Genomic DNA, 21,069 nt, shown 5'->3' with positions numbered 1-21,069 from the left:
TGTGCTGGCCCACAAAGGGCTGTCAGAACCCTGCCACGCACTGAGCCCGCAGCGCGTCCAGCATGGCCGTGCAGCAGTCCAATTGTGCGATTTCAATATACTCATCCGGCATATGGCCTTGGGCCATTGCGCCCGGCCCGCAGACCACAGTTGGCAGGCCAAGAGTTTGCGCGAATATGCCGCCTTCGGTGCCGTAAGCGACCTTTAGGTGGGCATTGCCACCCGTCAATCTTTTGACAAAGCTGACCACATCCGCATCGGGGGGGGTGCCAAGGCCGGGATAGTCCCACAAACGTTCTATCCCAATCCCGGCCTCGGGGAAATCTGCGCGGTGCGGGGCGGTGATGACGTCAGCGGCGGTTTGCAGGTGCGCGATCAGGTGGGCTGGGTCGTGGCCCGCGAGGCTTCGAATTTCCATATCAATCACGCAGGTATTGGCGACCACGTTCACCTGCACGCCACCATTGATTTTGCCGATGTGCAGGGTGGAATAAGGAACATCATAATCGGCATCAAACGGGCCGGATTGCGCGATATCTGTTTGCAAGGCCCGCACCGCTGCGCCGAAATCCATCGCCAAATGAATGGCATTCAGCGCGTGGGGGGCGGAGGATGAATGGGCGCTGCGCCCGGTGCAGGTGACGCGCAGGGCGACTTTGCCTTTGTGGCCAATCGCCGCCTCCATGCTGGTGGGTTCGCCGACGATGCACAGGCGGGGTTTGGTGGGCCACCCCGCCATCGCGTCGATCATGGGGCCAACGCCGCGACAACCGATTTCCTCATCATACGACAGCGCAAGGATGATCGGCACGCGCAGATCGTCGCGGGCGGCTGCGATCATGCAGGCGATGGCGCAGGCGTCAAAGCCTTTCATATCGGTGGTGCCGCGACCATAAAGGCGGGTGCCTTCGGTGGTCAGTTGGAACGGAGGTTTGGTCCATGTCTGCCCTTCAACGGGAACAGTATCGACATGGCCGGACAGGATAACGCCGGGGGTGTTTTCGGGGCCGGTTTGCGCCCAAAGGTTGGCCTTTTGGCCTGAGGCATCGGGGATAAGGTGGCTGGTGATGCCAGCATCCGCCAGCAGGGATTGGACATAGTGCGTCAGCGCGAGGTTGGAGTTGGCGCTGGTGGTGTCAAACGCGATGAGGCGTTCAAGGATGTCGCGGGCGGATGGGGTCGTTGGGGCGACGGGCATTTTGGATTCCTTTTTTGTGCTCATCGTATCGCAAGGGCGTGCGCTTGGCACGCCCTTAACGCGTCAATCGGAGGCACGCAGCACTTGTGCCGGGCGTGCCTTTAGCGGTCGCCAGACAAAAGCTAGGCCTGCCAGCAAGGTGGCCAGCACCCCACCGCCCACAATGGCCAGCGCCGAGAGGGGTTCGAACACAAATTCGGTTTCCATCACAAATCGCATCACGGCCCACGCCGCCCCGCCGCCTGCGGCAATGGCGACCACGCCCGCCGCCGCCCCAGTAAGGGCTGCGCGCAAGGCGAAACTGCCCATGATTTGCGCGCGCGATGCCCCAAGGGTTTTCAGGATTGCCGCCTCATACACCCTTGCACGTTCGCCTGCGGCGGCAGCACCAATCAGCACCACAAAACCTGTCAGCAAGGTGGCGCCTGCGGCCCAAGCGGTGGCGGTGGCGATCGCCGACAGCGCATCGGACACGCGGTTGATCGCGTCACGCACCCGCACGGCGGTGATGTTGGGATAGGCGGTGGCGACATCGCGCAGAATCGCCGCCTCCGCGTCCGGTGTCGCATAAACGGTGGCGATATGGGTGTGGGGGGCCCCTGCCACGGAGGCGGGGTTCAGCATCATCACAAACCCCATTCCGCCTGTAGAGAAATCCACCTCGCGCAGGCTGGTGATCTCGGCGGTGATGTCGCGGCCAAGGATGTTGACGGTCATGGTATCGCCCAGCTTCAGGCCAATTTCATCCGCTTCTTCTTGGGCAAAGGAGAGTTGGGGCGGGCCTGTGTAATCCGCGTCCCAAAAGGTGCCTGCGGTGAGCGTGGTGCCGGGTGGAACCATGGCGGAATAGGTGACGCCGCGATCCCCGCGCACCACCCAATGTTCGCCAGCAACCGTCCGCGCATCGACGCCGTTGATTTGGGTCACAACGCCGCGCAGCATGGGCGAGCTTTCGACTTTGCTGACGCTTGGGTTTTCGCGCGTGCGGGTCAGGAACCCGTCGATTTGGTCGTTTTGAATGTCGACGAAAAAGTAAGACGGGGCGATGGCGGGCAGGTCGCGGTCAATGGCGGCGCGTAGGTTGCTGTCAATCTGGCCTACGGCGGCCAGCACGGTAAGGCCGAGGCCGAGGGAGAGGATGACCGAGGCCGCCTCATCCCGTGGTCCCCCAATGGCTGCCAATGCGGCGCGCAGGCCAACGCGGCCCCGCGCAAGGCCGGAGCGGGCCAGTTTGCGGGCAGCGGCGCGCAAGGCGAACGCCGCGAGCCAGAGAATGGCGAGGCTGGCCACCACGCCCGCAGCGGCCCAAAGCGCGAGGAAGGCGAGGCCGGAAAGGTAGGCGGCCCCGCCGATCAGCAGCGCGATGAGGACGCCCATCGCCAACCACATGGGCCAGCTGGGCCATGCGACCTTGCCCGCGCCGCCGCGATAGAGGACGGCCACGCGGACGTTTTGGACGCGGGCCAGTGGCCACAGGGTGAACAATAATGCGGTGGTGACGCCGTAAAACGCAGCCTCGGCCAAAGGTGCCGGGTAGAGGCCGAAAGCGACCGGGAAGGGGAGGGATGCTTTTATCAGAGGGGACAACGCGAGGGGGACGCCCGCGCCAAGGATAAGGCCCATGGTGACGCCAAGTGCTGTGAGGATGCCGATTTGCATCAGGTAAGTTTGGAAAATGGTCGCCCCGGATGCGCCAAGGGTTTTCAGCGTGGCGATGGTCGTGATTTTACCGTCAAGATAGGCGCGTACGGCGGCGGAGACGCCAACCCCGCCCACGGCGAGGCCCGCAAGGCCGACGAGGACCAAAAACGAGCTGATGCGCTCGACAAAGCGGGCCACGCCGGGAGTGGCGCGGCGGCTGTCGGACCAGCGCAGGCCGGTGTCGCGAAACGCATCCTCGGCCGTTGCTTTGGCGACATCGAAATCGGTGCCGGGGGGCAGCATGAGGCGGTATTCGGATTCGTACAGGCTGCCGGGGCTGAGGAGGCCGGAATTGGCCAGATCATCGGTGCGGATCATGGTGCGGGGGCCAAGGCCAAAGCCGCCCGTGGCGCTGTCGGGTTCAGTGACCAGCACGGCGGAGAGGGCGAAGTTTTGGGTGCCCATGGTAAAGGGATCGCCGATTTGCAGGCCCAGACGGTCAACCAACACGCGGTCCATCACGGCACCGGGCAAACCTTTTTGGCCATTCAGCGCGTCTGCCAGCGGGATTTGGGGGTCGAGAACCACTTCGCCCACAAGGGGATAGGCGGCATCGACAGATTTGACTTGGGTCAGCGCGCGGTCATCACCGACCACGGCCATGGACCGGAAATCGACCACCTCGGACGTGTCGGTGGACATGGTGTCCATGAAGGCGCGCTCATCAACGGTGGCGCGGCGATAGGTGAATTCCATTTGCGCATCGCCCCCCAGAAGGGCGGCCCCTTGGGAGGACAGGCCCCCTTCGATCGCGGCGCGGACCATGCCGACGGCGGCAATCGCGGCCACACCAAGGGTGAGGCAGGCGAGGAAAACGCGGAAACCGCGCAGGCCGCCACGCAATTCGCGTTTGGCCAGACGGGCGGCGAGAGACAGGCTCATGCAGCGGCCTCCAGGCCTTCGCCGTCGATTTCGCCATCTTTCAGGCGGATGATGCGGGAGCAGCGCGCAGCGAGTTCCGGCGCATGCGTGACCATAATCAGGGTGGCATCATGGCGGTCGCGCAGGCCGAACAGCAGATCCATAATCGCCTCACCGTTTTTGCCATCAAGGTTTCCGGTGGGTTCATCCGCCAGCAGGATCGCGGGGCGGGGGGCGGCGGCGCGGGCCAGCGCCACGCGTTGTTGTTCGCCGCCCGACATTTGGCTGGGGTAATGATCCATCCGCGCACCCAGGCCCACGGCGTTAAGTTCGGCCGATGCACGGCCAAACGCATCCTGCACCCCGCCAAGCTCCAAAGGCAGGGCCACGTTTTCCAGCGCGGTCATTGTGGGGATAAGGTGGAAAGATTGGAACACCACCCCCATATTATCCCTACGAAAGCGGGCCAGTTGATCCTCATCCATCGCGGTAAGGTCGTGGCCCAAAGCCATCACGCGACCCGAGGTGGCCTGTTCCAAACCGCCCATGATCATCAGGAGCGACGATTTGCCAGACCCCGACGGCCCGATCAACCCAAGGCTTTCGCCGCGCTGGACGTTCAGGGTGATCGCGCGCAATATGTTTACCGGGCCTGCGTTGCCTGCCAGTGTCAGGCCAGCGTTTTGCAGCCCCAAAATAGGTGTCGTCATGAAAATTGCCTTTCGGTCTGCTCTTGCCCTTGGATATGGGGCTGCGCGCGTAATGCGCAACACGGTATTTGCGTTTGGGGTGGGGATTATAGCTGCTGGTGCGGCATTTGCGGCGGATGTGCCGCGGATTGTGGCGCTGGGGGACAGTTTGACGGCGGGGTATGGTTTGCCGGCAAGCGATGGGTTTGTGCCGCAGTTGCAAGCGTGGCTGGACGCGAATGGGGCGGTGGCGCAGGTGGTGAACGCGGGCGTATCGGGGGATACCACGGCGGGCGGGGCGGCGCGGTTGGCGTGGTCGCTGGACGGGGGCGCGCAGGCGTTGATTGTGAATTTGGGCGGCAATGACATGCTGCGGGGGCTGGACCCAAGCGTGGCGCGCGCCAATTTGACGCAGATTTTGGACGGCGCGCGCGCGCAGGGTTTGCCGGTGTTGTTGGTGGGAATGATTGCGCCCGGCAATTATGGGGTCGCGTACAAGGCGCAGTTTGATGCGATTTACCCGGATTTGGCGGCGCAATTTGGGGTGTTGTTGGTGCCTGCGTTTTTCGCGCCGATTGCGGGGGCGGATGGGGGGATTGATTTGGCCTTTATGCAATCTGATGGCATCCACCCCGATGCGGGCGGAGTTGCGCGGATTGTGGAGGCGATGGGGCCCAAGGTGTTGGAATTGCTGGAATTGACGAAGTGAGTTTGCTTTTGGATTTGGCGGCGGTCGTTGGTGATGCGCATGTTTTGACGGGTGCGGACCGCGCGGCACATATGTCCGATTGGACGGGTAAGTTTACCGCCGACCCGGTGGCGGTGGTGCGGCCCGGCGATACGGCGCAAGTGGCGGCCTGTTTGCGGGTCGCGGCGGCGCATGGCGTGGCCGTGGTGCCGGTGTCGGGGCGCACGGGGTTGGTGGGTGGCGCGATGACCGTTGGCGGGTTGATGATCAGCGTGGAGCGGATGAACGCCATTCGCGAAATCAGGCCCGATGCGCGGATTGCGGTGGTCGAAGCTGGGGTGATCTTGGACCGTTTGCACGCGGCGGCGGAGGCCGAGGGGTTGTATTTCCCGCTGTGGTTTGGCGCGCGCGGGTCTGCGATGATTGGCGGCGTGTTGTCCACCAATGCGGGCGGGTCGAACGTGTTGCGATACGGCTCCACCCGTGCGTTGTGTTTGGGGCTGGAGGTGGTGCTGGCGGATGGGCAAGTGCTTGATTTGATGAGCGAGTTGCACAAGGACAATTCCGGCTATGACCTGCGCGATTTGTTTATTGGGGCGGAAGGCACGCTGGGGATTATCACGGCGGCGGTGATGAAACTGGTGCCGCGTCCCCGCGCTTATGCCACGGCGACGGTGGCGGTGCGCAGTTTGCCCGATGCGTTGGTGTTGTTGAACCGCTTGCGCGAGGCGACGGGGGGCGCGGTGGAGGCGTTTGAGTATATGCCTGAGAGTTATATGCGGAGGCTGGCGGAGGCGCGGCCAGATATTCGCCAGCCGTTTACCCCGCGCCAGCCCGTGAATATTTTGGTGGAAATGGGGGCGGTGGCTCCGCGTGATGCGGTTGTGGGCGCGGATGGTGTGGTGCCTGTGGCGGCGCTGCTGGAGGATGTTTTGGCCCAGATGATGGAGGACGGTTACGTGCTGGACGCCGAAATCGCGCGGTCGGAAGCGCAGCGGCGCGCGATGTGGGAACGGCGCGAATTGGCGGCGGAAATTACCTTTGCGCGCGAGCCTACGATTGATACCGATATTGCGGTGCCGCTGGACAAGGTGGATGTGTTTTTGGCGCGCATGGCGGCGCGGTTGCCTGCGCTTGATGCCGGGGCGGAAGATATTTGTGTGGCGCATTTGGGCGATGGCAATGTGCATTACACGGTCTATCCGACCCGCGATGACCCCATGCTGTATGATGCTGTGGTGGCCGCGGTAGAGGATGAGGTGCAGGCCCTGCGCGGCAGTTTTTCGGCGGAACATGGCGTGGGATTGTCGAAACGCGCCTCCATGGCGCGGCGCAAAGACCCGGTGGCGCTGGGCGTGATGCGCAGTATCAAGGCGGCGCTGGACCCGGATGGGCGGATGAACCCCGGTAAGGTTATTCCTGATCTGACCTAAAGCGCGTCAGGGTGGGCGCAAGCGCTTGCCAATCGCGGGAATTGGGGCGCAGGCGGGTGATGGTGGGGAGCCACCCCAGCCAGCTTGCGGTCACACGCGCGTGCGCCCAGATGCCGGGGGCAAGTTTGCGGTAGGCGGCAATTGCAGCCTCACGCAGTTGGGGCGCTTTTTCAGGGGCTAGCAGGCTGTCGGCGTAAAGGCTGTGGACGAAGATCATCAGGTCAATCGCCAACCCGCGCGGGTCGGATTTTATAGGCGAAAACCGTTCCAGATCAATGAAATGGATCGCTTCGCCATTCCAGCACAGATCGCGAATGGCGGGGCGACCATGGCGGTAGCTGGCAAGGTGCAGGTTGGCCAGCGCGGTGCCTGCGGCGGCGAAAACCGGGGTAAGGTCGCGGGCATCATGCCACATCAGTTCGCGCAAGGTGGGGCCAAGATCGGGGGTGGCGACCCAATCGTCGCCTTCGGCCAACACGGGGGCTGCGGGCAGGCCGAGGTGGCCTAGGAGGTGCAGCCCCGCCACTTCGCGCGCGAAGCCTTTGGCACCATCACCTTTTTGCAACCGCATCCGACCCGTAAGGCGTTCGGCCTGTTTCAGCCAGACGCGGCCTGTGGGCAGGTCCAGCGGTTGCACGCGGGCATAGGGGCCGTTCAGTGCCGCGCGAATGGCGGCCTGCAATTTGGGGTCAATGCCAATCAAAAAAACCTGCCGGGGCGCGGGATTTCAAACGTTTGGCAAGAGTGCGGCCCAGTTCGGGGCCTTCTGCGATGGGACCGCGAATATCATCTGCCAGCGATTGCGAGCCATCGGGGCGCAGGATTTCGCCGCGCAGCCAGATTTGATCACCTTCGAGGATTGCCAGCGCGGCAATGGGGGTTTCGCAAGACCCATCGAGTTCGGCCAGAAACGCACGTTCCGCCGTGACGCGCTGGCCGGTGGGGGTGCAGTGAATGGCGTCGAGCAAGGCAATCACGGGGGCATCATTGTCGCGGCGTTCAATGCCAATGGCCCCTTGGGCCACGGCGGGCAGCATATCCTCTGGTGCCACGGCGTGGCGGGCGACGTGGGACATTTCCAACCGGTTCAGGCCGGCCATGGCAAGGAAGGTGGCCACAGCCACGCCATCCTCCAGCTTTTTCATGCGGGTTTGCACGTTGCCGCGAAATTCGACCAGATTGAGGTCGGGCCGCTTGAGCGCCAGTTGCGCGCGGCGGCGCAAACTGCTGGAGCCGACAGTGGCGCCGCGCGGCAGATCGGCCAGCGCGGCGACACCGGGGGAGACGAAGGCATCACGCACGTCTTGGCGCGGCAGGTAGCAGTTCAGCGTAAGGCCCGCAGGCTGCTGGGTCGGCATGTCTTTCACCGAATGAACGGCGATGTCGATGCCACCGTCCAGCAGGGCCTCCTCGATCTCGCGGGTGAACAGGCCCTTGCCGCCAATATCTTTTAACGCGCGGTCTTGGATCATGTCGCCAGTGACCTTGATCACCACCACATCAAACGCGTCCATGGGCAAATCATGGGCGGCCATCAGGCAGCGCCGCACCTCATGTGCTTGCCATAGGGCGAGGGGGGAGCCGCGGGTGCCGATGCGCAGCGGGCGGGTGGGGGAGGGAAGCGGATGTGTCATGGTCAGGTTCCTAGCGGCACGGCGGGACGTTTTCAACGATAGATTGGCAGCGATGTGTCATGTCATATTGACAAGCGCGCGCCAAGTTGGAAGTCAAGGGAGGATGATAAGGGAGAAGCAAATGACCGAGAAAACCATCCTGCGTGCGCTGCGCGGCGAAACACAAGCAACGCCGCCGATCTGGATGATGCGGCAAGCAGGGCGCTATTTGCCGGAATATCGCGCGACGCGGGCGCAAGCGGGGGATTTTTTGAAGCTGTGCTATAACCCCGAATTGGCGGCCGAGGTGACGTTGCAGCCGATCCGGCGTTATGGGTTTGATGCGGCGATTTTGTTTGCCGATATTTTGCTGTTGCCCCAAGCGATGGGCGCGGATTTGTGGTTTGTGACCGGCGAGGGGCCGCGCCTGTCGACCATCACCGATATGGCGGGGGTGCAGGCGCTGCGGCCCACCAGCGATATCCACGAGACGTTGGCCCCGGTGTATGAAACCGTCAAGATTTTGGCGCGCGAATTGCCGCCGCAAACGACCCTGATCGGGTTTGCAGGTGCGCCGTGGACGGTTGCCACCTATATGGTCGCCGGGCGCGGCACCCCGGACCAAGCGCCCGCGCATAAGTTGAAAGACACCGACCGCGTGGCGTTTGTGGCACTGATTGACCGGATTACCGACGGCACGATTGAGTATTTGGATGCCCAAGTGCGCGCCGGGGCCGAAGTGGTAAAGCTGTTTGACAGTTGGGCAGGCAGCCTGAAGGGTGCCGATTTCCACGATTTCGCGCTGCTACCTGCCAAGCGGATTATCGCAGAGTTGAAAGCACGCCACCCCAATTTGCCGATCATCGCGTTTCCGCGCGAAGGTGGCGACGGCTATATCGGCTTTGCCCGCGCAACCGGGGCCGATTGCGTGGCGCTGGACAATTCAGTGACGCCGGAATGGGCGGCGCAGCATGTGCAGGTAGATGGATGCGTGCAGGGCAACCTTGCATCGCATCATATGGTGACGGGCGGCCAGGATTTGGTCGATGAAACCCGCCGGATTGTGAAAGCGTTTTCCAAAGGGCCGCATATTTTCAACCTTGGGCACGGGATCACGCCTGAGGCGGACCCCGACAACGTGTCGCGCATGATTGACGCGGTGCGCGGCGGCTGAAGGCGGCAAGTTAGGTATTTGGACCAAGACGAATGGGCAAAGGACGTGTGCCCTGCCATTCGTCTTGGCTTAAATACCTACCTGTTTTGGCCCGAGGGGATTGCGGGTGCCAGATCGGCGAGGATGGGACACTCGGGGCGGGTGTCGCCGTGGCAAGTGGTCACCAGATGCGACAGGGTGTCTTGCATAGCTTGTAACGCGTTGATTTTTTGAGTGATTTGATCGAGGTGGCGTTGCGCGATGTCTTTGACATCGGCACTGGCGCGGGCTTTGTCCTCATACAATGATAACAGCACGCGGCAATCTTTAATCGTGAAGCCAAGCGCGCGGGCGCGGCCCAGAAAGCCAAGTTTGTGAACGTCGCTGTCGCGGGAAACGCGGTAGCCGTTGGGGTCGCGCAGGGGGCGGATTAGGCCCACATCCTCATAATAGTGGATGATTTTGGCGGGCAGGTTTGCGCGGCCGACGGCGTCTTTGATGTTCATGTCGGCCCCCCGACCCAGCGCAGACGCAGCGCGTTGGTAAGGACGAACACTGATGACAGCGCCATCGCCCCCGCCGCCAGCATGGGCGACAATTGAAGGCCCCAAATCGGGTATAGCGCGCCCGCCGCAACCGGGATCAGCGCGGCGTTATAGCCGAAGGCCCAGAACAGGTTTTGTTTGATGTTACGCATGGTGGCGCGGCTGATCGCCAGCGCCCCGACAACGCCGCGCAGATCGCCCGACATAAGGACCACATCCGCCGCTTCAATTGCGACATCGGTGCCGGTGCCGATGGCCACACCGACATCTGCGGCGGCAAGGGCGGGGGCGTCATTAATGCCATCCCCAACAAAGGCAAGGCTTTCGCCTGTTGCGCGCAAAGCGTCCAAGGCGGCGACTTTGCCAGCGGGGAGAACTTCGGCGACCACTTCAGTGATGCTCAGCGTGGCGGCGATGATGTGGGCGGTGGCCTTGTTATCACCCGATATCATGACCAACCTCAGGCCCATTGCGCGCAGTTGCGCAATCGCCTCTACCGTGCCGGGTTTTATGGGGTCGGCGACACCGATCACAGCGGCGATTTGGCCGTTAAGCGCGGCAAAAATTGGGGGTTTACCGTCATTGGCAAGGGTTTCGGCGGCTTTGCCAAGCGGGGCGGGATCAACCCCTTCGCTGGTCATAAAGCGGGCGGAACCGATGAGGATACGCTGCCCTGCGACTTGGGCCGCGATGCCCAACCCGGTGTGAGAGGTGAAATCAAACGCGGGCGGCAGGTCGAGGCCGCGGTCGGTGGCGGCGCGCGTGATTGCGGTGGCTATAGGGTGTTCGGATTTCGCCTCTACGGCGGCGATGCGCGCCAGGACGGTATTGCCATCAAACCCCTGCGCGAGGATGAAATCGGTCATTTCCGGGCGGCCAACGGTGAGTGTGCCAGTTTTATCAAACGCGATAATATCTACCGATTGCAGCGATTGCAGGGCGTCACCGCGCCGAAACAGCACGCCCAGATCGGCGGCGCGCCCGGTGCCGACCATGATGGAGACGGGCACCGCAAAGCCCATCGCACGGGGGTAGGCGATGATGAGGACCGCAACGCCCGCGACCAAGGCATGGGTCAGCGCGGGGGCGGGGCCAAAGATGACCCAGACCGCCACGGTCAAGGCGGCGGCGGCAAGGACGGCGGGAATAAACCAGCCGGTGATGCGGTTCACAAGGTCTTGGACGGGCAAGCGCGCGCCTTGGGCCTGTTCCACCATGCGGATGATCTGGGCCAACATCATGTCGCCCCCAACCCGCATCGCGCGATAGGTCAGCGCGCCCGTGCCGTTGACCGTGCCGCCGGTAGTGGTGTCGCCGGTGTTTTTGGCGATCGCTGCTGCCTCTACGGTCAACATGCTTTCGTCGACATAGCTCTGGCCATCTGTGACCGTGCCATCGACCGCGATTTTCTCACCAGGGCGCAGGTGCAAGATGTCACCGACTACAACCTCGGCCAATGGCAGATCCAGGATTTCGCCATCCCGTTCAACGCGGGCGGTTTTGGGGGAAAGGCCTATCAGGCGGGCGATCGCGGCCCAAGTGCGGCCTTTGGCCCGCGCTTCCATCCAGCGGCCCATCAAGATGAGGGTGACGATGACGGCTGCCGCCTCAAAATACACCGCGTGGGCTGGGGCGGGCAAAAGATGGGGCAGGAAGGTGGCGATCAGCGAGAAGCTGTAGGCGGCAGCGGTGCCGATCATAACCAAAGCGTTCATGTCGGGCGCTTTGTGGCGCAAGGACGCCTAGCCACGGGTATAAAACACTCGGCCCGGCCCAAGCAGGATGGCGGTGGTTAGGGCAAATTGGATCAACCAGCTGGTCTGCATGCCAATGGTGGCCATGATGTAATGGTGAAATGCGGGAACGGCGTGGCCGCCCATTTCCAATATAAACACCGGCAGCGCGAGGGTGATGGCAATGAGGAGTTGGGTCTGCAGCCGCGTGATGGTGTCGGTTTTGGCCGTGGTTTGGGTTTGGGATTTCGCTGCATATCCTTGGCCTGCAATCGCGGCGATCAGGGTGCTGGTGTCAGTGCCCCCGTGCAGAAATTGCACCTGTGCGGTTTCGGTGGCAAGGTTGACCTGTGATGTCAGCACGCCCGGCAGGCTGGTGACGGCGCGTTCCACCCGGCCAACGCAGGATGCGCAGGTCATCCCGTCGATATGCAGCGTTACGGTGTCGGCGGCGGCGGCAAAGCCTGCATTTGCCAAGGCGTCCGCAATGGCAGGGGCGGCGCCGCCCGCCACGGTGGCGGTGTTATTGGCAAGGTTGGTGGTGGCGCGGCCCGCCCCATCAACCCCTGACAAGATGTGTTCCACCCGGTCCACGCAAGCGCCGCAGGTCATGCCTTGCACCGAGAATGTCATTGTGGCGATTGCGCCCTCACTTTCACCTTGCACCTTGGGGGTTCCAGTCACACGAAGGTCAAGGGGCTAATTTCGGCGGCCCATTTTGCGCTTGATCTTCCCATGGCGGGAAGGTGCAGTAAGGGGCGAAACAGGAGGCGATATGACAGAATTCTCGATTCCCGATATGAGTTGTGGACATTGCAAAGCGGCAGTGGAAGGGGCGGTTTTTACGCTGGACCCGCAGGCGGTTGTTGTGGTGGATATGGCGGCGCGGCGGGCGGATGTGACATCGGCGGTGGCCGATGCCGCCGTGATTGCGGCGCTGGCCAAGGTGGGATTTCCGGCAGAGGTGGTTTAGGGCGGCGGTTCAGGCGAATTGTGACTGATACAAGTTTTGCGCGTATCGCCAGTTGAACCCCTGCCCCCCGCGTGGTCAGACTGCGCCAAACGGGGGGCAATCCTATGCGGATATTCATCAACGGGTTCGGGCGTATCGGGCGGTCGGTGTTGCGGGCGTTTTTGCAGGGGCCGGACCGTTGGCCGGGGCTGGAAGTGGTGGGGATCAATGACATCGCCGCCGCCGATATGTGCGCGTATCTGTTTGAATTTGACAGCATTTTTGGGCCGTGGCGCGGGGTGATTTCCCTAGATGATGCGGGCCTGAACGTGGACGGGCGGCGCATACCCTTGCACCGCGCGCGCGATATTTCGACGCTTGATCTGCGGGGCGTGGATTTGGTGATGGAATGTACGGGCCGCGCGGATGGGCGCGAAATGGCCGCGCGGGGTTTGCGGGCGGGGGCAGCACGGGTGCTGGTATCGGGTCCATCGCAGGCGGCGGATTACACGGTGGTGATGGGCGCGAATGAGGCGGGGCTTGATCTGCGCGCGCACCGGATATTGTCCAATGCATCCTGCACGACCAATGCGCTGGCCCCGTTGGTGGCGTTGATTGACCGCGAATGGGGGGTTGTGACGGGGTCGATGACCACCATTCACTGCTATACCGGCAGCCAGCCCACGGTCGATGCACCTGCCGCCGATTTTGCGCGCAGCCGGGCGGCCGCGGTTTCCATGGTGCCCACGACCACATCGGCGCAGCGGTTGCTGGACCATGTGTTGCCAGATTTGGCGGGGCGGATTGAAGGGTCGGCGGTGCGGGTGCCTGTGGTCAGTGTCTCGGCTGTGGATTTGGCGGTGATGACGCAGAGGGTGCCAAGCGTCGCGGCGGTGAATGATGCGTTTCGCGCGGCTGCCAGCTCTGTCGGGGGCGGCGTGATTGGGGCGACGGACCGTGCGCTGGTATCGACCGATTTGCGGATGCGGCGCGAAAGCATTGTGATGGCCTGCCCAGAAACGCGGATAACGGCGGGGGGGATGCTGCGGGTGTTTGGCTGGTATGACAACGAATGGGGATTTTCCAACCGGATGCTGGATGTGGCCAGCCTGCTGCGGGGGGCGGCATGAAGGCGGCGCTGGATTTGATTGCAGCGCGGCGCGGGTCTGGGCGGTTGATCGTGGCGATTGTGGGTGCACCTGGGTCGGGCAAATCGACTTTGGCCGAAGGGTTGGCAGCACAGATTGCGGGCGCTGTTGTGGTGCCGATGGACGGGTTTCATCTGGACAATGCCGTGTTGATGGAACGGGGATTGTTGGACCGCAAGGGCGCGCCCGACACCTATGATGTGGCGGGGTTTGCCGCGCTGTTGGGGCGGCTGCGGGTGGAGCAGGAGGTGGTAATCCCCCTGTTTGATCGCACGCGCGATGTGGCGGTGGCAGGGGCGGCGGTGATTGGGCCAGACGCAGAGGTGCTGTTGGTGGAGGGCAATTATCTGCTGTTGGAACACGGCCCTTGGGCCAGTTTGCGCCCGTTTTGGGATGTGACGATCGCGCTGGACGTGCCACTAGCCGTGCTAGAGGCGCGATTGGTGCAACGGTGGCGCGACCACGGGCTGGCGGCGGATGCGGCGCAAGCGCGGGCGATGGGCAATGACATTCCAAATGCACGCTTGGTGATCGCGGGGTCTGTGCCCGCCGATATGGTCATTCAGCAGGGGTAAGCCCGCTTGCGAACGGTTTGAAATGATGCGACGTTTGGCACGCATACCCCATGAAAGGTTCAAGGCATGAAACAAATCCCGCTTGGTTCCACCGGACTGATGGTGTCGGAATATTGCCTGGGCACGATGACCTGGGGCAGCCAGAACACGCAGGCCGAGGCGCATGACCAAATCGCCATGGCGATGGAACATGGGTTGAATTTTTGGGACACGGCGGAAATGTACCCGACCAACCCGGTGCGCGCGGAAACGATTGGCGGCACCGAAGCGATCATCGGCAATTGGTTTGCGCGGCAAGGCGGGCGCGACAAAGTTGTGCTGGCCACCAAGATTATCGGTGAGGGCAATGGGTTTGTGCGAAACGGTGCGCCTATTACCGGCGTCAGCCTGCGCGCAGCGGTGGAAGCGTCGCTGGTGCGCTTGCAGACCGATTACATTGATGTTTACCAACTGCATTGGCCCAACCGCGGCTCGTATCATTTCCGCAAAATCTGGGACTTTGCCCCCAGAAAAATGCCTGCCGCCGATGTGTTTGCCGATATGACCGATGTTTTGCTGACGGCTGGCAAGCTGGTGGCAGAAGGCAAGGTGCGCGCGTTCGGCCTGTCGAATGAAACCGTATGGGGGGCGGCGAATTGGCTGCGCTTGGCGCAGTCATTGGGCCTGCCGCGCATGGCTGTGGTGCAAAACGAATACTCGCTGCTGTGCCGCCAGTTTGACAGCGATTGGGCGGAATTTGCGGCGATGGAAAACATGCCGCTGCTAGCGTTTTCGCCGCTGGCTGCTGGGCTGTTGTCCGGTAAATATGCGGGCGGGGTTATTCCGGATGGAACGCGGCGGGTTGCGTCGCCCGATCTTGGTGGCCGCGTAACACCCTATGTGTTTGAGGCGGTTGCCGCCTATCTGGGCATAGCGGCGCGCTACGGGTTGGACCCAAACCAGATGGCGCTGGCCTTTGCGCGGGGCCGTCCGTTCCCGGTGATCCCGATCTTGGGCGCGTCGAGTTTGGAGCAGTTGCAGGTGAATATTGGCGCGTCAAAGGTGGTACTGTCTGACGAGGTGATGGAGGAGATTGCCATCGCGCACCGCGCCTTTCCGCAGCCGTTTTGACGATGGGGTTTCGTTGGCTGATGTTGGCCGTGGCCCTGTCTGCATGCCAAATGGGCGGCGGTGCGGGGCCTGATGCGGCAACCGATATTGCACCACCCAATGCGATTATTGGCCCGACTGTGGAGGTAACGCGTTTGGACGCGCCGCCCGCCGCTGCCGCTGCGCCAGCGCCCAGTGCTGCGCTCGTGCCAATGCCCAAGCCTGAACCAATTGCAGGCCGCAAAATCCCCGATCAAATTGCCTGTGAAAAACGAGGCGGCAGCTTTGTGGCCTTTGGGGCGTCTGGGCTGATGACCTGCCAAACCCCCACCCGTGACAGTGGCAAGCAATGCAAGCGCGAAAGCGATTGTGATGGGGTTTGCCTTGCAAGGTCAAGGACTTGCGCGCCCGTGAAGCCCTTGCTGGGGTGCAATGCTGTGTTGCAAAACGATGGGCGCAGGGTGGACTTATGTATCGATTGATGGCGCTGATGCTGTTGGCAGGCTGTGTTGCAGCCCCCACGCAGGTCGAGGGATTTCGCAAACCTGGGGTGCAGATGTATTCCAACGCGGTGCTGGAAAACGCGGGGCTGGTGGGCGAATGGGTCCAAGTGGCGGAATTTGCTACGGCGGCGGCACCCGCCTGTCGCAAAGGCAAAGCGCGGATTGTGCAGACCGCAAATGGCCTGCGGGTGGATGCGAATTTATGCCTGAACGGTGTCGCTACCGCGTTTTCGGGGCCGCTTGCGGCGGTGGGACCGGGCCGGTTTGCCACGCCGGGTGGTGAGGCGTGGTGGGTGCTGTGGGCCGATATGGGCTATCTCACGCTGGCAATTGGCACGCCATCCGGGCGGTTTGGGTTCATCCTGAACCGGGGCGGCGATCTGCCGCGCGACAGGCTGGCCGCCGCGCGCGAGGTGCTGGATTGGAACGGCTATGCGCTGGCGCGGCTGCGATGACGCAAAAACTTTTGCCTGTGGGCCGCGATATGGCGTATATCGGCGCAAATGGGGGGCGATATGAAGATTGCGCGCATTGAAGGGGGAACGTTGGCACTGCTGGCGCTGACCTATGCGGTGTGGGGGGGGGCGACCACTTTGGGCTATGCGCTGTCGCCTGCCTTGGGAATTGTTCTGGCAGGGTTGGCGATCGTGCAGTTTTCGTCCTTGCAACATGAGGCGTTGCACGGCCACCCCTTCCGTATTCGCTGGCTGAATGAGACGGTTGTGTCGCCCGCGTTGACGTTAACCGTACCTTACGGGCGGTTTCGCGATACGCATTTGGCGCATCACCATGACCCGGTTTTGACCGATCCCTATGATGATCCTGAAAGTAATTTCTTTGACCCTGCGGTGTGGGTGCGGCTGCCGGGCTGGGCGCGGGCGCTGTTTTCAGCCAACAACACCCTGCTGGGGCGGATTGTGCTGGGGCCGATTGTGGGCAATGCGATGTGGCTGCGCAGCGAGGCGGCGCTGTTTGCGCAAAATGCCCCCGGCCTGCGCCGCGATTGGGGGCTGCATGCGCTGGGGTTGGTGCCTGTGGTCGCGTGGCTTTGGATGGCCGCGATGCCGTGGTGGGCTTATTTGCTGGCGGCATGGCTGGGGCATGGATTGCTGAAAATCCGCACGTTTTTGGAACATCGCGCACATGTGGACCCCGCTGGGCGCACCGTGGTGGTGGAGGATCGTGGGCCGCTTTCGATCTTGTTTTTGAACAATAATTTTCATGCTGTGCATCATGCGCATCCCGGCGTGCCATGGTATCAATTGCCCGCCCTGTATACGGCCAGCCGGGGGGCAGTTTTGGCGCGCAATGATGGTTATGTCTATCGCAGCTATGGCGCAGTGTTTGCGCGGTATTTTCTGCGCGCCAAGGATCCGCTGGTGCATCCGCATTATCCCGCAGCCAAGCCATAGCGATGGCGCTGTGGATTGTGGCAACCGTGGCGGCGGCTGCGGTGCAAACCGTGCGGTTTATGCTGCAAAAGCGGTTAAAGGGGCTGGGCCTGTCCACAGGCGGCGCGACGTTTTCACGGTTTTTGTTCGCGGTGCCGCTGGCGGGGGCAGGCGTTTGCGCGATGATCTTGGCGCGCGGCCATGCGTTGCCACCGCTGGGCCTTGCGTTCTGGGGTTTTGCGATTGCGGGCGGGATTGGGCAGATCGTGGCAACCTTTTGCACTGTGGCGCTGTTTTCGGAACGCAGTTTCGCGGTGGGAATTGCCTTTACCAAGACCGAAACGGTGCAGGTTGCGCTGTTTTCCGCAGTGTTTCTGGCTGAGGCGGTATCGGGGATGGGCATCGTTGCCATTCTGATCGGGCTGGCCGGGGTTTTGCTGTTGTCGCGCCCACCAGACGGGTGGCGGTCGGGGCGGATATTCAACCGGGCCACGGTTTTGGGCCTGCTGGCGGGGGCGTTTTTCGGGCTGTCTGCGATCGGATATCGCGGGGCAACGCTGGCAATTGCCAATGACGACCCGCTGTTTCGTGCGGTGCTGGCGCTGGCCTGTGTGACTGCGTTTCAAACTGTGGCGATGGTGCTTTGGCTGCGGTGGCGCGAACCCGGTGAGGTGGGCCGCGTGCTGCGCGCGTGGCGGGCGACCTTGCCAGTGGGGGTGACGGGGGTGCTGGGGTCGCTGGGGTGGTTCACGGCATTTGCACTGCAAAACGCCGCGTATGTCCGGTCTGTCGGGCAGGTAGAGCTGATTTTTTCCATTTTGGTGTCGGTTTTTGTGTTTGGGGAACGGCCAAAACCGCGCGAGGTGGCGGGCATGGCCCTGTTGGCCGCGTCCATCGCGTTGATCGTTTTGATCGCTTAGGCGATGCGGCGAAACTGAGGGCGGTCGGTGGAATTGTCGAAAAACGGCACGCCAGTGCTGGGCGCTGATGCCAGATGGGCCGCTACCTCTGCCAAGACCACTTCGGTGATAAACGGCAGATCAAGGCTGCGGGTTTGCGCAAGGGCGATCCAATGCAGGTGCGACAACTCATCCGAGGCGGCGCTGAAATCATCCATATCGCCCGCGATTGCGGTGGCCGGAACAAGGAAAAACCGGGCGTCAAAGCGGCGGGTGCGACCGGGGGGCGTGATCGCGCGAAAGATAAACTGCATATCGCGGGCTGACGGTTGCAGCCTGCGCGCGGCAAACCCCGCCCAATCGTGATCCGCATCAGGCGGGGGGCTGCACCAATCGCCGGGGGTGCCAAGGGCAAGGCCAGTTTCCTCCCACAACTCGCGTATCGCGGCTGCCGCAAGGGTTTGGGGGGCGATTTCGGTGTTTTGGGCCAAACGCACGGCACAAAGGGCAGGCAGGGGGTGGGCCAAGGTGACATCTGCATCAGCAGGGTCCACAGCGCCGCCCGGAAAGACGTGTTTTGACGGCATGAACGCGGCGGCGGCCCCGCGTTGGCCCATCAAAACTTCAGGGGCACTGTCAGGCCCTATACGCCATAAAACGATCGTTGCGGCGGGGCGCAGGGCGGTTTTATCGCCCCCCGCCTTGCCCACATCAGGCGCGCTTGCCAAAGCCGTGCATCCGTTTGGACCATTGCAACGCGACGATCGCCCCTTTCAGCCGGGGCAGCAAAAACAGCGACAGCGCAACCGTGCCGATGCAAAAGATGGTGCCCAAAACCAGCGGATCGGGGCGGTATTTGACAAAGGCCCACAGCAGCAGTGGTGCCATCAAATGCCCGACGATCAAAATGGTCAGATAGGCAGGTCCATCATCGGCTCGGTGGTGGTGCAATTCTTCGGCACACACCGGGCAACTGTCCCGCACGGTCAAATAGCCGCGCAGCATGGGTCCCGCACCACAACTGGGGCAGCGGCATTTCCACCCGTTGCGCAGGGCGGGGCCGAGGGGGCGATCCTCTTCCATCGACAGGGTTTGATCGGGCATGGCATCCTCGCGCTGCGGTGTTTTGAGAAGTTCAAGTATAGCGCGGTTTGGGCGCAAAGGGGAGGGGCAGATCACGGTTGCGGCGCGATGTCGCAAAAATCTTGCGCGGCTTGCGACGGAACGCAGCGTAACGTGCGTTTGACTATGTATGAAACAGGGCGACACCGCCCGATTACAAGGAACACGATGATGATCCATACAAAGAAGTTGTTGAGCGCTGTTACTTTGGCCGGGCTGGTTGCCGCCAGTCTGTCGACCGTTGCGATGGCGCAAGGGCGTGGCGGCGACCATATGGGGCCGATGTTTGATTTTGCCGCGATGGATGTTGATGCCGATGGCCGCGTGACCAAAGGCGAAGTGGCGGCTTACCGCACTGCCCGATTGACCGCGATGGACACCGACAAAGATGGCAATCTGTCCGCGGCGGAATTGACGGCCGGGCAGGCAGAACAGGACCAAAAGCGCGGCGAAAAGCGGGCGGCGCGGATGCTGGAACGCCAAGACGCGAACAAAGACGGTGTGCTGTCACTTGCAGAAATGACGCCAGCAGCAGGGCGCGTCGACAAGATGTTTGACCGCGTGGACACCGACAAAGACGGCGCGATCACCAAGGTCTAAGCCGATGTGGCGATGGAAAAGCGGGCCGCGCGGATGGAAAAACGCGGTGGCAAGCATGGTGAGGGCCGCAGTGGCGACCGTAAAGACGATAAAGGCTGATACGTTTTTCCCCCTGCGCCGCGCCATGTGTGGGGCGGGGGCCCAAGCGTTGCGCGATTGAAAATGACGTGGCTTGACGCTACTGACCATAGGATGGCCATGCCCTTTGACGATGCCACAGATACGCCTGATGATGCCTTGATGGTGCTGTATGCCAGTGGGGATCCAGGGGCCGCACGCGTGTTGGCGGCCCGCCATGTGCCGCGTGTGATGGGGTTTGCCGCGCGGATGTTGGGCGGTGACCGGGCCGAGGCGGAAGATGTCGCGCAAGAGGCGATGCTGCGGTTGTGGCGGGTGGCCCCCGATTGGCGACCGGGCGAGGCGCGGGTATCAACGTGGCTGTACCGCGTGGTTGCCAACTTGTGTACCGACCGTCTGCGCGGGCGCGTGCGCCGCCGGGCCGTGACATTGGACGATGCGCCGGACGTGGCCGATGGCGCGCCCGGTGTGGTGGCAGGGATGGTGGCGCGGGACCGCAAAGCCGCGCTTTACGCGACGCTGGACTTGTTGCCAGACCGCCAACGCCAAGCCGTCGTGCTGCGTCATCTTGAGGGTTTGACCAACCCCGAGATTGCGCTGGTGATGGACATCGGGGTGGAAGCGGTGGAAAGTTTGACTGCGCGGGGCAAGCGGGCCTTGGCCGCAGCGCTGGCTGGACGCCAAGAGGATTTGGGATATGAGGACGGAACTTAGCATGCAAGACAAGGACTTGGATGATCTTTTTGCAGCAGCGCGCGATGTGCCTGTGGTGTCTGATGGGGTGATGGCGCGGGTTTTGGCGGATGCGCAACTGCATCAGCCGCGCGCGATGGTTGTGCCCGCGCAGGGCCCAACGCAGGGCCCGTCGCAGTCGCAGTCGCAGTCGCAGTCGCAGTCGCAGACGCTGTGGCGCAGGATTTTGGCGGCGATTGGCGGCGGGCCCGCGCTGGCGGGGCTGTCTGCGGCCGCCCTTGCGGGCGTTTGGATTGGGTTTGCCCAGCCGGGGCAGGTGTCCGACCTGTTGCTGGTGGGCAATACGACAACCGAAACGCTGGATGTTTTCCCCGCGTTCGATGATTTCGTGATTGAAGGATAGAT

23 protein-coding genes and 1 pseudogene are annotated in these 21,069 nt (G+C 62.6%); 15 read left to right on the top strand and 9 right to left on the bottom strand.

Going from position 1 to position 21,069, the window contains the following annotated elements:
- Positions 1-22 precede the first annotated feature (22 nt).
- From argE to BMY36_RS07225, 3 genes are all read right to left on the bottom strand, one after another.
- Complete coding sequence (gene argE, locus BMY36_RS07235) at positions 23-1,198, bottom strand: acetylornithine deacetylase (RefSeq protein ID WP_050520540.1); 1,176 nt, start codon at positions 1,196-1,198, stop codon at positions 23-25.
- A 63-nt stretch (positions 1,199-1,261) separates the two neighbouring features.
- The gene (locus BMY36_RS07230; protein ID WP_050520502.1) at positions 1,262-3,781 is read right to left on the bottom strand and encodes an ABC transporter permease; all 2,520 of its coding nucleotides are present in this window, start codon (positions 3,779-3,781) and stop codon (positions 1,262-1,264) included.
- Positions 3,778-4,470, bottom strand: a complete 693-nt coding sequence (locus tag BMY36_RS07225; protein ID WP_050520501.1) for an ABC transporter ATP-binding protein — start codon at positions 4,468-4,470, stop codon at positions 3,778-3,780. The genes BMY36_RS07230 and BMY36_RS07225 overlap by 4 nt, the downstream gene beginning before the upstream one ends.
- A 52-nt stretch (positions 4,471-4,522) precedes the next feature.
- Here BMY36_RS07225 and BMY36_RS07220 point away from each other — a divergent pair, with 52 nt between their 5' ends.
- Together BMY36_RS07220 and BMY36_RS07215 are read left to right on the top strand one after the other, a co-directional pair.
- Complete coding sequence (locus tag BMY36_RS07220; RefSeq protein ID WP_244888662.1) at positions 4,523-5,158, top strand: arylesterase; 636 nt, start codon at positions 4,523-4,525, stop codon at positions 5,156-5,158.
- The gene (locus tag BMY36_RS07215; RefSeq protein ID WP_050520499.1) at positions 5,155-6,570 is read left to right on the top strand and encodes an FAD-binding oxidoreductase; all 1,416 of its coding nucleotides are present in this window, start codon (positions 5,155-5,157) and stop codon (positions 6,568-6,570) included. Before BMY36_RS07220 ends, BMY36_RS07215 begins: the two co-directional genes overlap by 4 nt.
- Here the strand turns inward: BMY36_RS07215 and BMY36_RS07210 are convergent.
- Both BMY36_RS07210 and hemC read right to left on the bottom strand, forming a co-directional pair.
- On the bottom strand, positions 6,551-7,273 hold the full coding sequence (locus BMY36_RS07210; protein WP_050520498.1) for a BUD32 family EKC/KEOPS complex subunit: 723 nt from the start codon (positions 7,271-7,273) through the stop codon (positions 6,551-6,553). The genes BMY36_RS07215 and BMY36_RS07210 overlap by 20 nt on opposite strands.
- Entirely contained in the window at positions 7,260-8,204 is a 945-nt protein-coding gene (hemC, locus tag BMY36_RS07205; RefSeq protein WP_050520497.1) for a hydroxymethylbilane synthase, read from the bottom strand. Before hemC ends, BMY36_RS07210 begins: the two co-directional genes overlap by 14 nt.
- A 121-nt stretch (positions 8,205-8,325) precedes the next feature.
- On the opposite strand from hemC, the gene hemE reads away from it, so the two are divergent.
- The gene (hemE, locus tag BMY36_RS07200; protein WP_050520496.1) at positions 8,326-9,357 is read left to right on the top strand and encodes a uroporphyrinogen decarboxylase; all 1,032 of its coding nucleotides are present in this window, start codon (positions 8,326-8,328) and stop codon (positions 9,355-9,357) included.
- 77 nt (positions 9,358-9,434) lie between these two features.
- Here the strand turns inward: hemE and BMY36_RS07195 are convergent, their stop codons facing one another.
- Together BMY36_RS07195 and BMY36_RS07190 are read right to left on the bottom strand one after the other, a co-directional pair.
- Positions 9,435-9,842: a MerR family DNA-binding protein gene (locus BMY36_RS07195; RefSeq protein ID WP_050520495.1), complete on the bottom strand. Its 408-nt coding sequence runs from the start codon at positions 9,840-9,842 to the stop codon at positions 9,435-9,437.
- Positions 9,839-12,247 (bottom strand): annotated as a pseudogene (locus BMY36_RS07190) (heavy metal translocating P-type ATPase). Before BMY36_RS07190 ends, BMY36_RS07195 begins: the two are co-directional and overlap by 4 nt.
- Before the next feature lie 142 nt (positions 12,248-12,389).
- On the opposite strand from BMY36_RS07190, the gene BMY36_RS07185 reads away from it, so the two are divergent.
- The 8 genes from BMY36_RS07185 to BMY36_RS07150 all read left to right on the top strand — a co-directional run bounded on the left by BMY36_RS07185 (position 12,390) and on the right by BMY36_RS07150 (position 18,192).
- On the top strand, positions 12,390-12,587 hold the full coding sequence (locus BMY36_RS07185; RefSeq protein ID WP_050520494.1) for a heavy-metal-associated domain-containing protein: 198 nt from the start codon (positions 12,390-12,392) through the stop codon (positions 12,585-12,587).
- Between the two features lie 104 nt (positions 12,588-12,691).
- Positions 12,692-13,696, top strand: a complete 1,005-nt coding sequence (locus BMY36_RS07180; RefSeq protein ID WP_050520493.1) for a type I glyceraldehyde-3-phosphate dehydrogenase — start codon at positions 12,692-12,694, stop codon at positions 13,694-13,696.
- Positions 13,693-14,289 (top strand): nucleoside/nucleotide kinase family protein, encoded by a 597-nt coding sequence (locus tag BMY36_RS07175; RefSeq protein ID WP_050520492.1) that lies wholly within the window; start codon positions 13,693-13,695, stop codon positions 14,287-14,289. The genes BMY36_RS07180 and BMY36_RS07175 overlap by 4 nt, the downstream gene beginning before the upstream one ends.
- 66 nt (positions 14,290-14,355) lie before the next feature.
- Positions 14,356-15,399: an aldo/keto reductase gene (locus tag BMY36_RS07170; RefSeq protein ID WP_050520491.1), complete on the top strand. Its 1,044-nt coding sequence runs from the start codon at positions 14,356-14,358 to the stop codon at positions 15,397-15,399.
- 2 nt (positions 15,400-15,401) lie between these two features.
- Positions 15,402-15,860, top strand: a complete 459-nt coding sequence (locus BMY36_RS07165) for a hypothetical protein (protein ID WP_050520490.1) — start codon at positions 15,402-15,404, stop codon at positions 15,858-15,860.
- Entirely contained in the window at positions 15,848-16,336 is a 489-nt protein-coding gene (locus tag BMY36_RS07160; RefSeq protein ID WP_050520489.1) for a lipocalin/fatty acid-binding family protein, read from the top strand. Before BMY36_RS07165 ends, BMY36_RS07160 begins: the two co-directional genes overlap by 13 nt.
- Before the next feature lie 60 nt (positions 16,337-16,396).
- Positions 16,397-17,293, top strand: a complete 897-nt coding sequence (locus BMY36_RS07155; RefSeq protein ID WP_050520488.1) for a fatty acid desaturase — start codon at positions 16,397-16,399, stop codon at positions 17,291-17,293.
- A gap of 2 nt (positions 17,294-17,295) precedes the next feature.
- Complete coding sequence (locus BMY36_RS07150; RefSeq protein WP_050520487.1) at positions 17,296-18,192, top strand: DMT family transporter; 897 nt, start codon at positions 17,296-17,298, stop codon at positions 18,190-18,192.
- Here BMY36_RS07150 and BMY36_RS07145 read toward each other — a convergent pair.
- Positions 18,189-18,899, bottom strand: coding sequence for an NUDIX hydrolase (locus BMY36_RS07145; protein ID WP_050520486.1), 711 nt, complete (start codon positions 18,897-18,899; stop codon positions 18,189-18,191). The genes BMY36_RS07150 and BMY36_RS07145 overlap by 4 nt on opposite strands.
- On the bottom strand, positions 18,883-19,275 hold the full coding sequence (locus BMY36_RS07140; RefSeq protein ID WP_050520485.1) for a DUF983 domain-containing protein: 393 nt from the start codon (positions 19,273-19,275) through the stop codon (positions 18,883-18,885). The genes BMY36_RS07145 and BMY36_RS07140 overlap by 17 nt, the downstream gene beginning before the upstream one ends.
- A 189-nt stretch (positions 19,276-19,464) precedes the next feature.
- Between BMY36_RS07140 and BMY36_RS07135 the strand changes: the two genes are divergently transcribed.
- Genes BMY36_RS07135 through BMY36_RS07125 form a run of 4 tightly spaced genes read left to right on the top strand, consistent with a single transcriptional unit; the run spans position 19,465 to position 21,067 of the window.
- A complete protein-coding gene (locus BMY36_RS07135) occupies positions 19,465-19,893 on the top strand; it encodes an EF-hand domain-containing protein (RefSeq protein ID WP_175469264.1) in 429 nt (142 codons plus the stop codon).
- A gap of 4 nt (positions 19,894-19,897) precedes the next feature.
- Positions 19,898-20,053, top strand: a complete 156-nt coding sequence (locus tag BMY36_RS19875; RefSeq protein ID WP_156215230.1) for a hypothetical protein — start codon at positions 19,898-19,900, stop codon at positions 20,051-20,053.
- A 32-nt stretch (positions 20,054-20,085) separates the two neighbouring features.
- Positions 20,086-20,685, top strand: a complete 600-nt coding sequence (locus tag BMY36_RS07130) for an RNA polymerase sigma factor (RefSeq protein WP_050520483.1) — start codon at positions 20,086-20,088, stop codon at positions 20,683-20,685.
- A 1-nt stretch (position 20,686) separates the two neighbouring features.
- Positions 20,687-21,067 (top strand): hypothetical protein, encoded by a 381-nt coding sequence (locus BMY36_RS07125; protein WP_074818536.1) that lies wholly within the window; start codon positions 20,687-20,689, stop codon positions 21,065-21,067.
- Positions 21,068-21,069 lie beyond the last annotated feature (2 nt).

The organism is Pseudorhodobacter antarcticus, from assembly GCF_900110135.1.
In the GTDB taxonomy this organism is placed as follows: domain Bacteria; phylum Pseudomonadota; class Alphaproteobacteria; order Rhodobacterales; family Rhodobacteraceae; genus Pseudorhodobacter; species Pseudorhodobacter antarcticus.
This window is presented reverse-complemented; position numbering and strand designations above follow the sequence as displayed.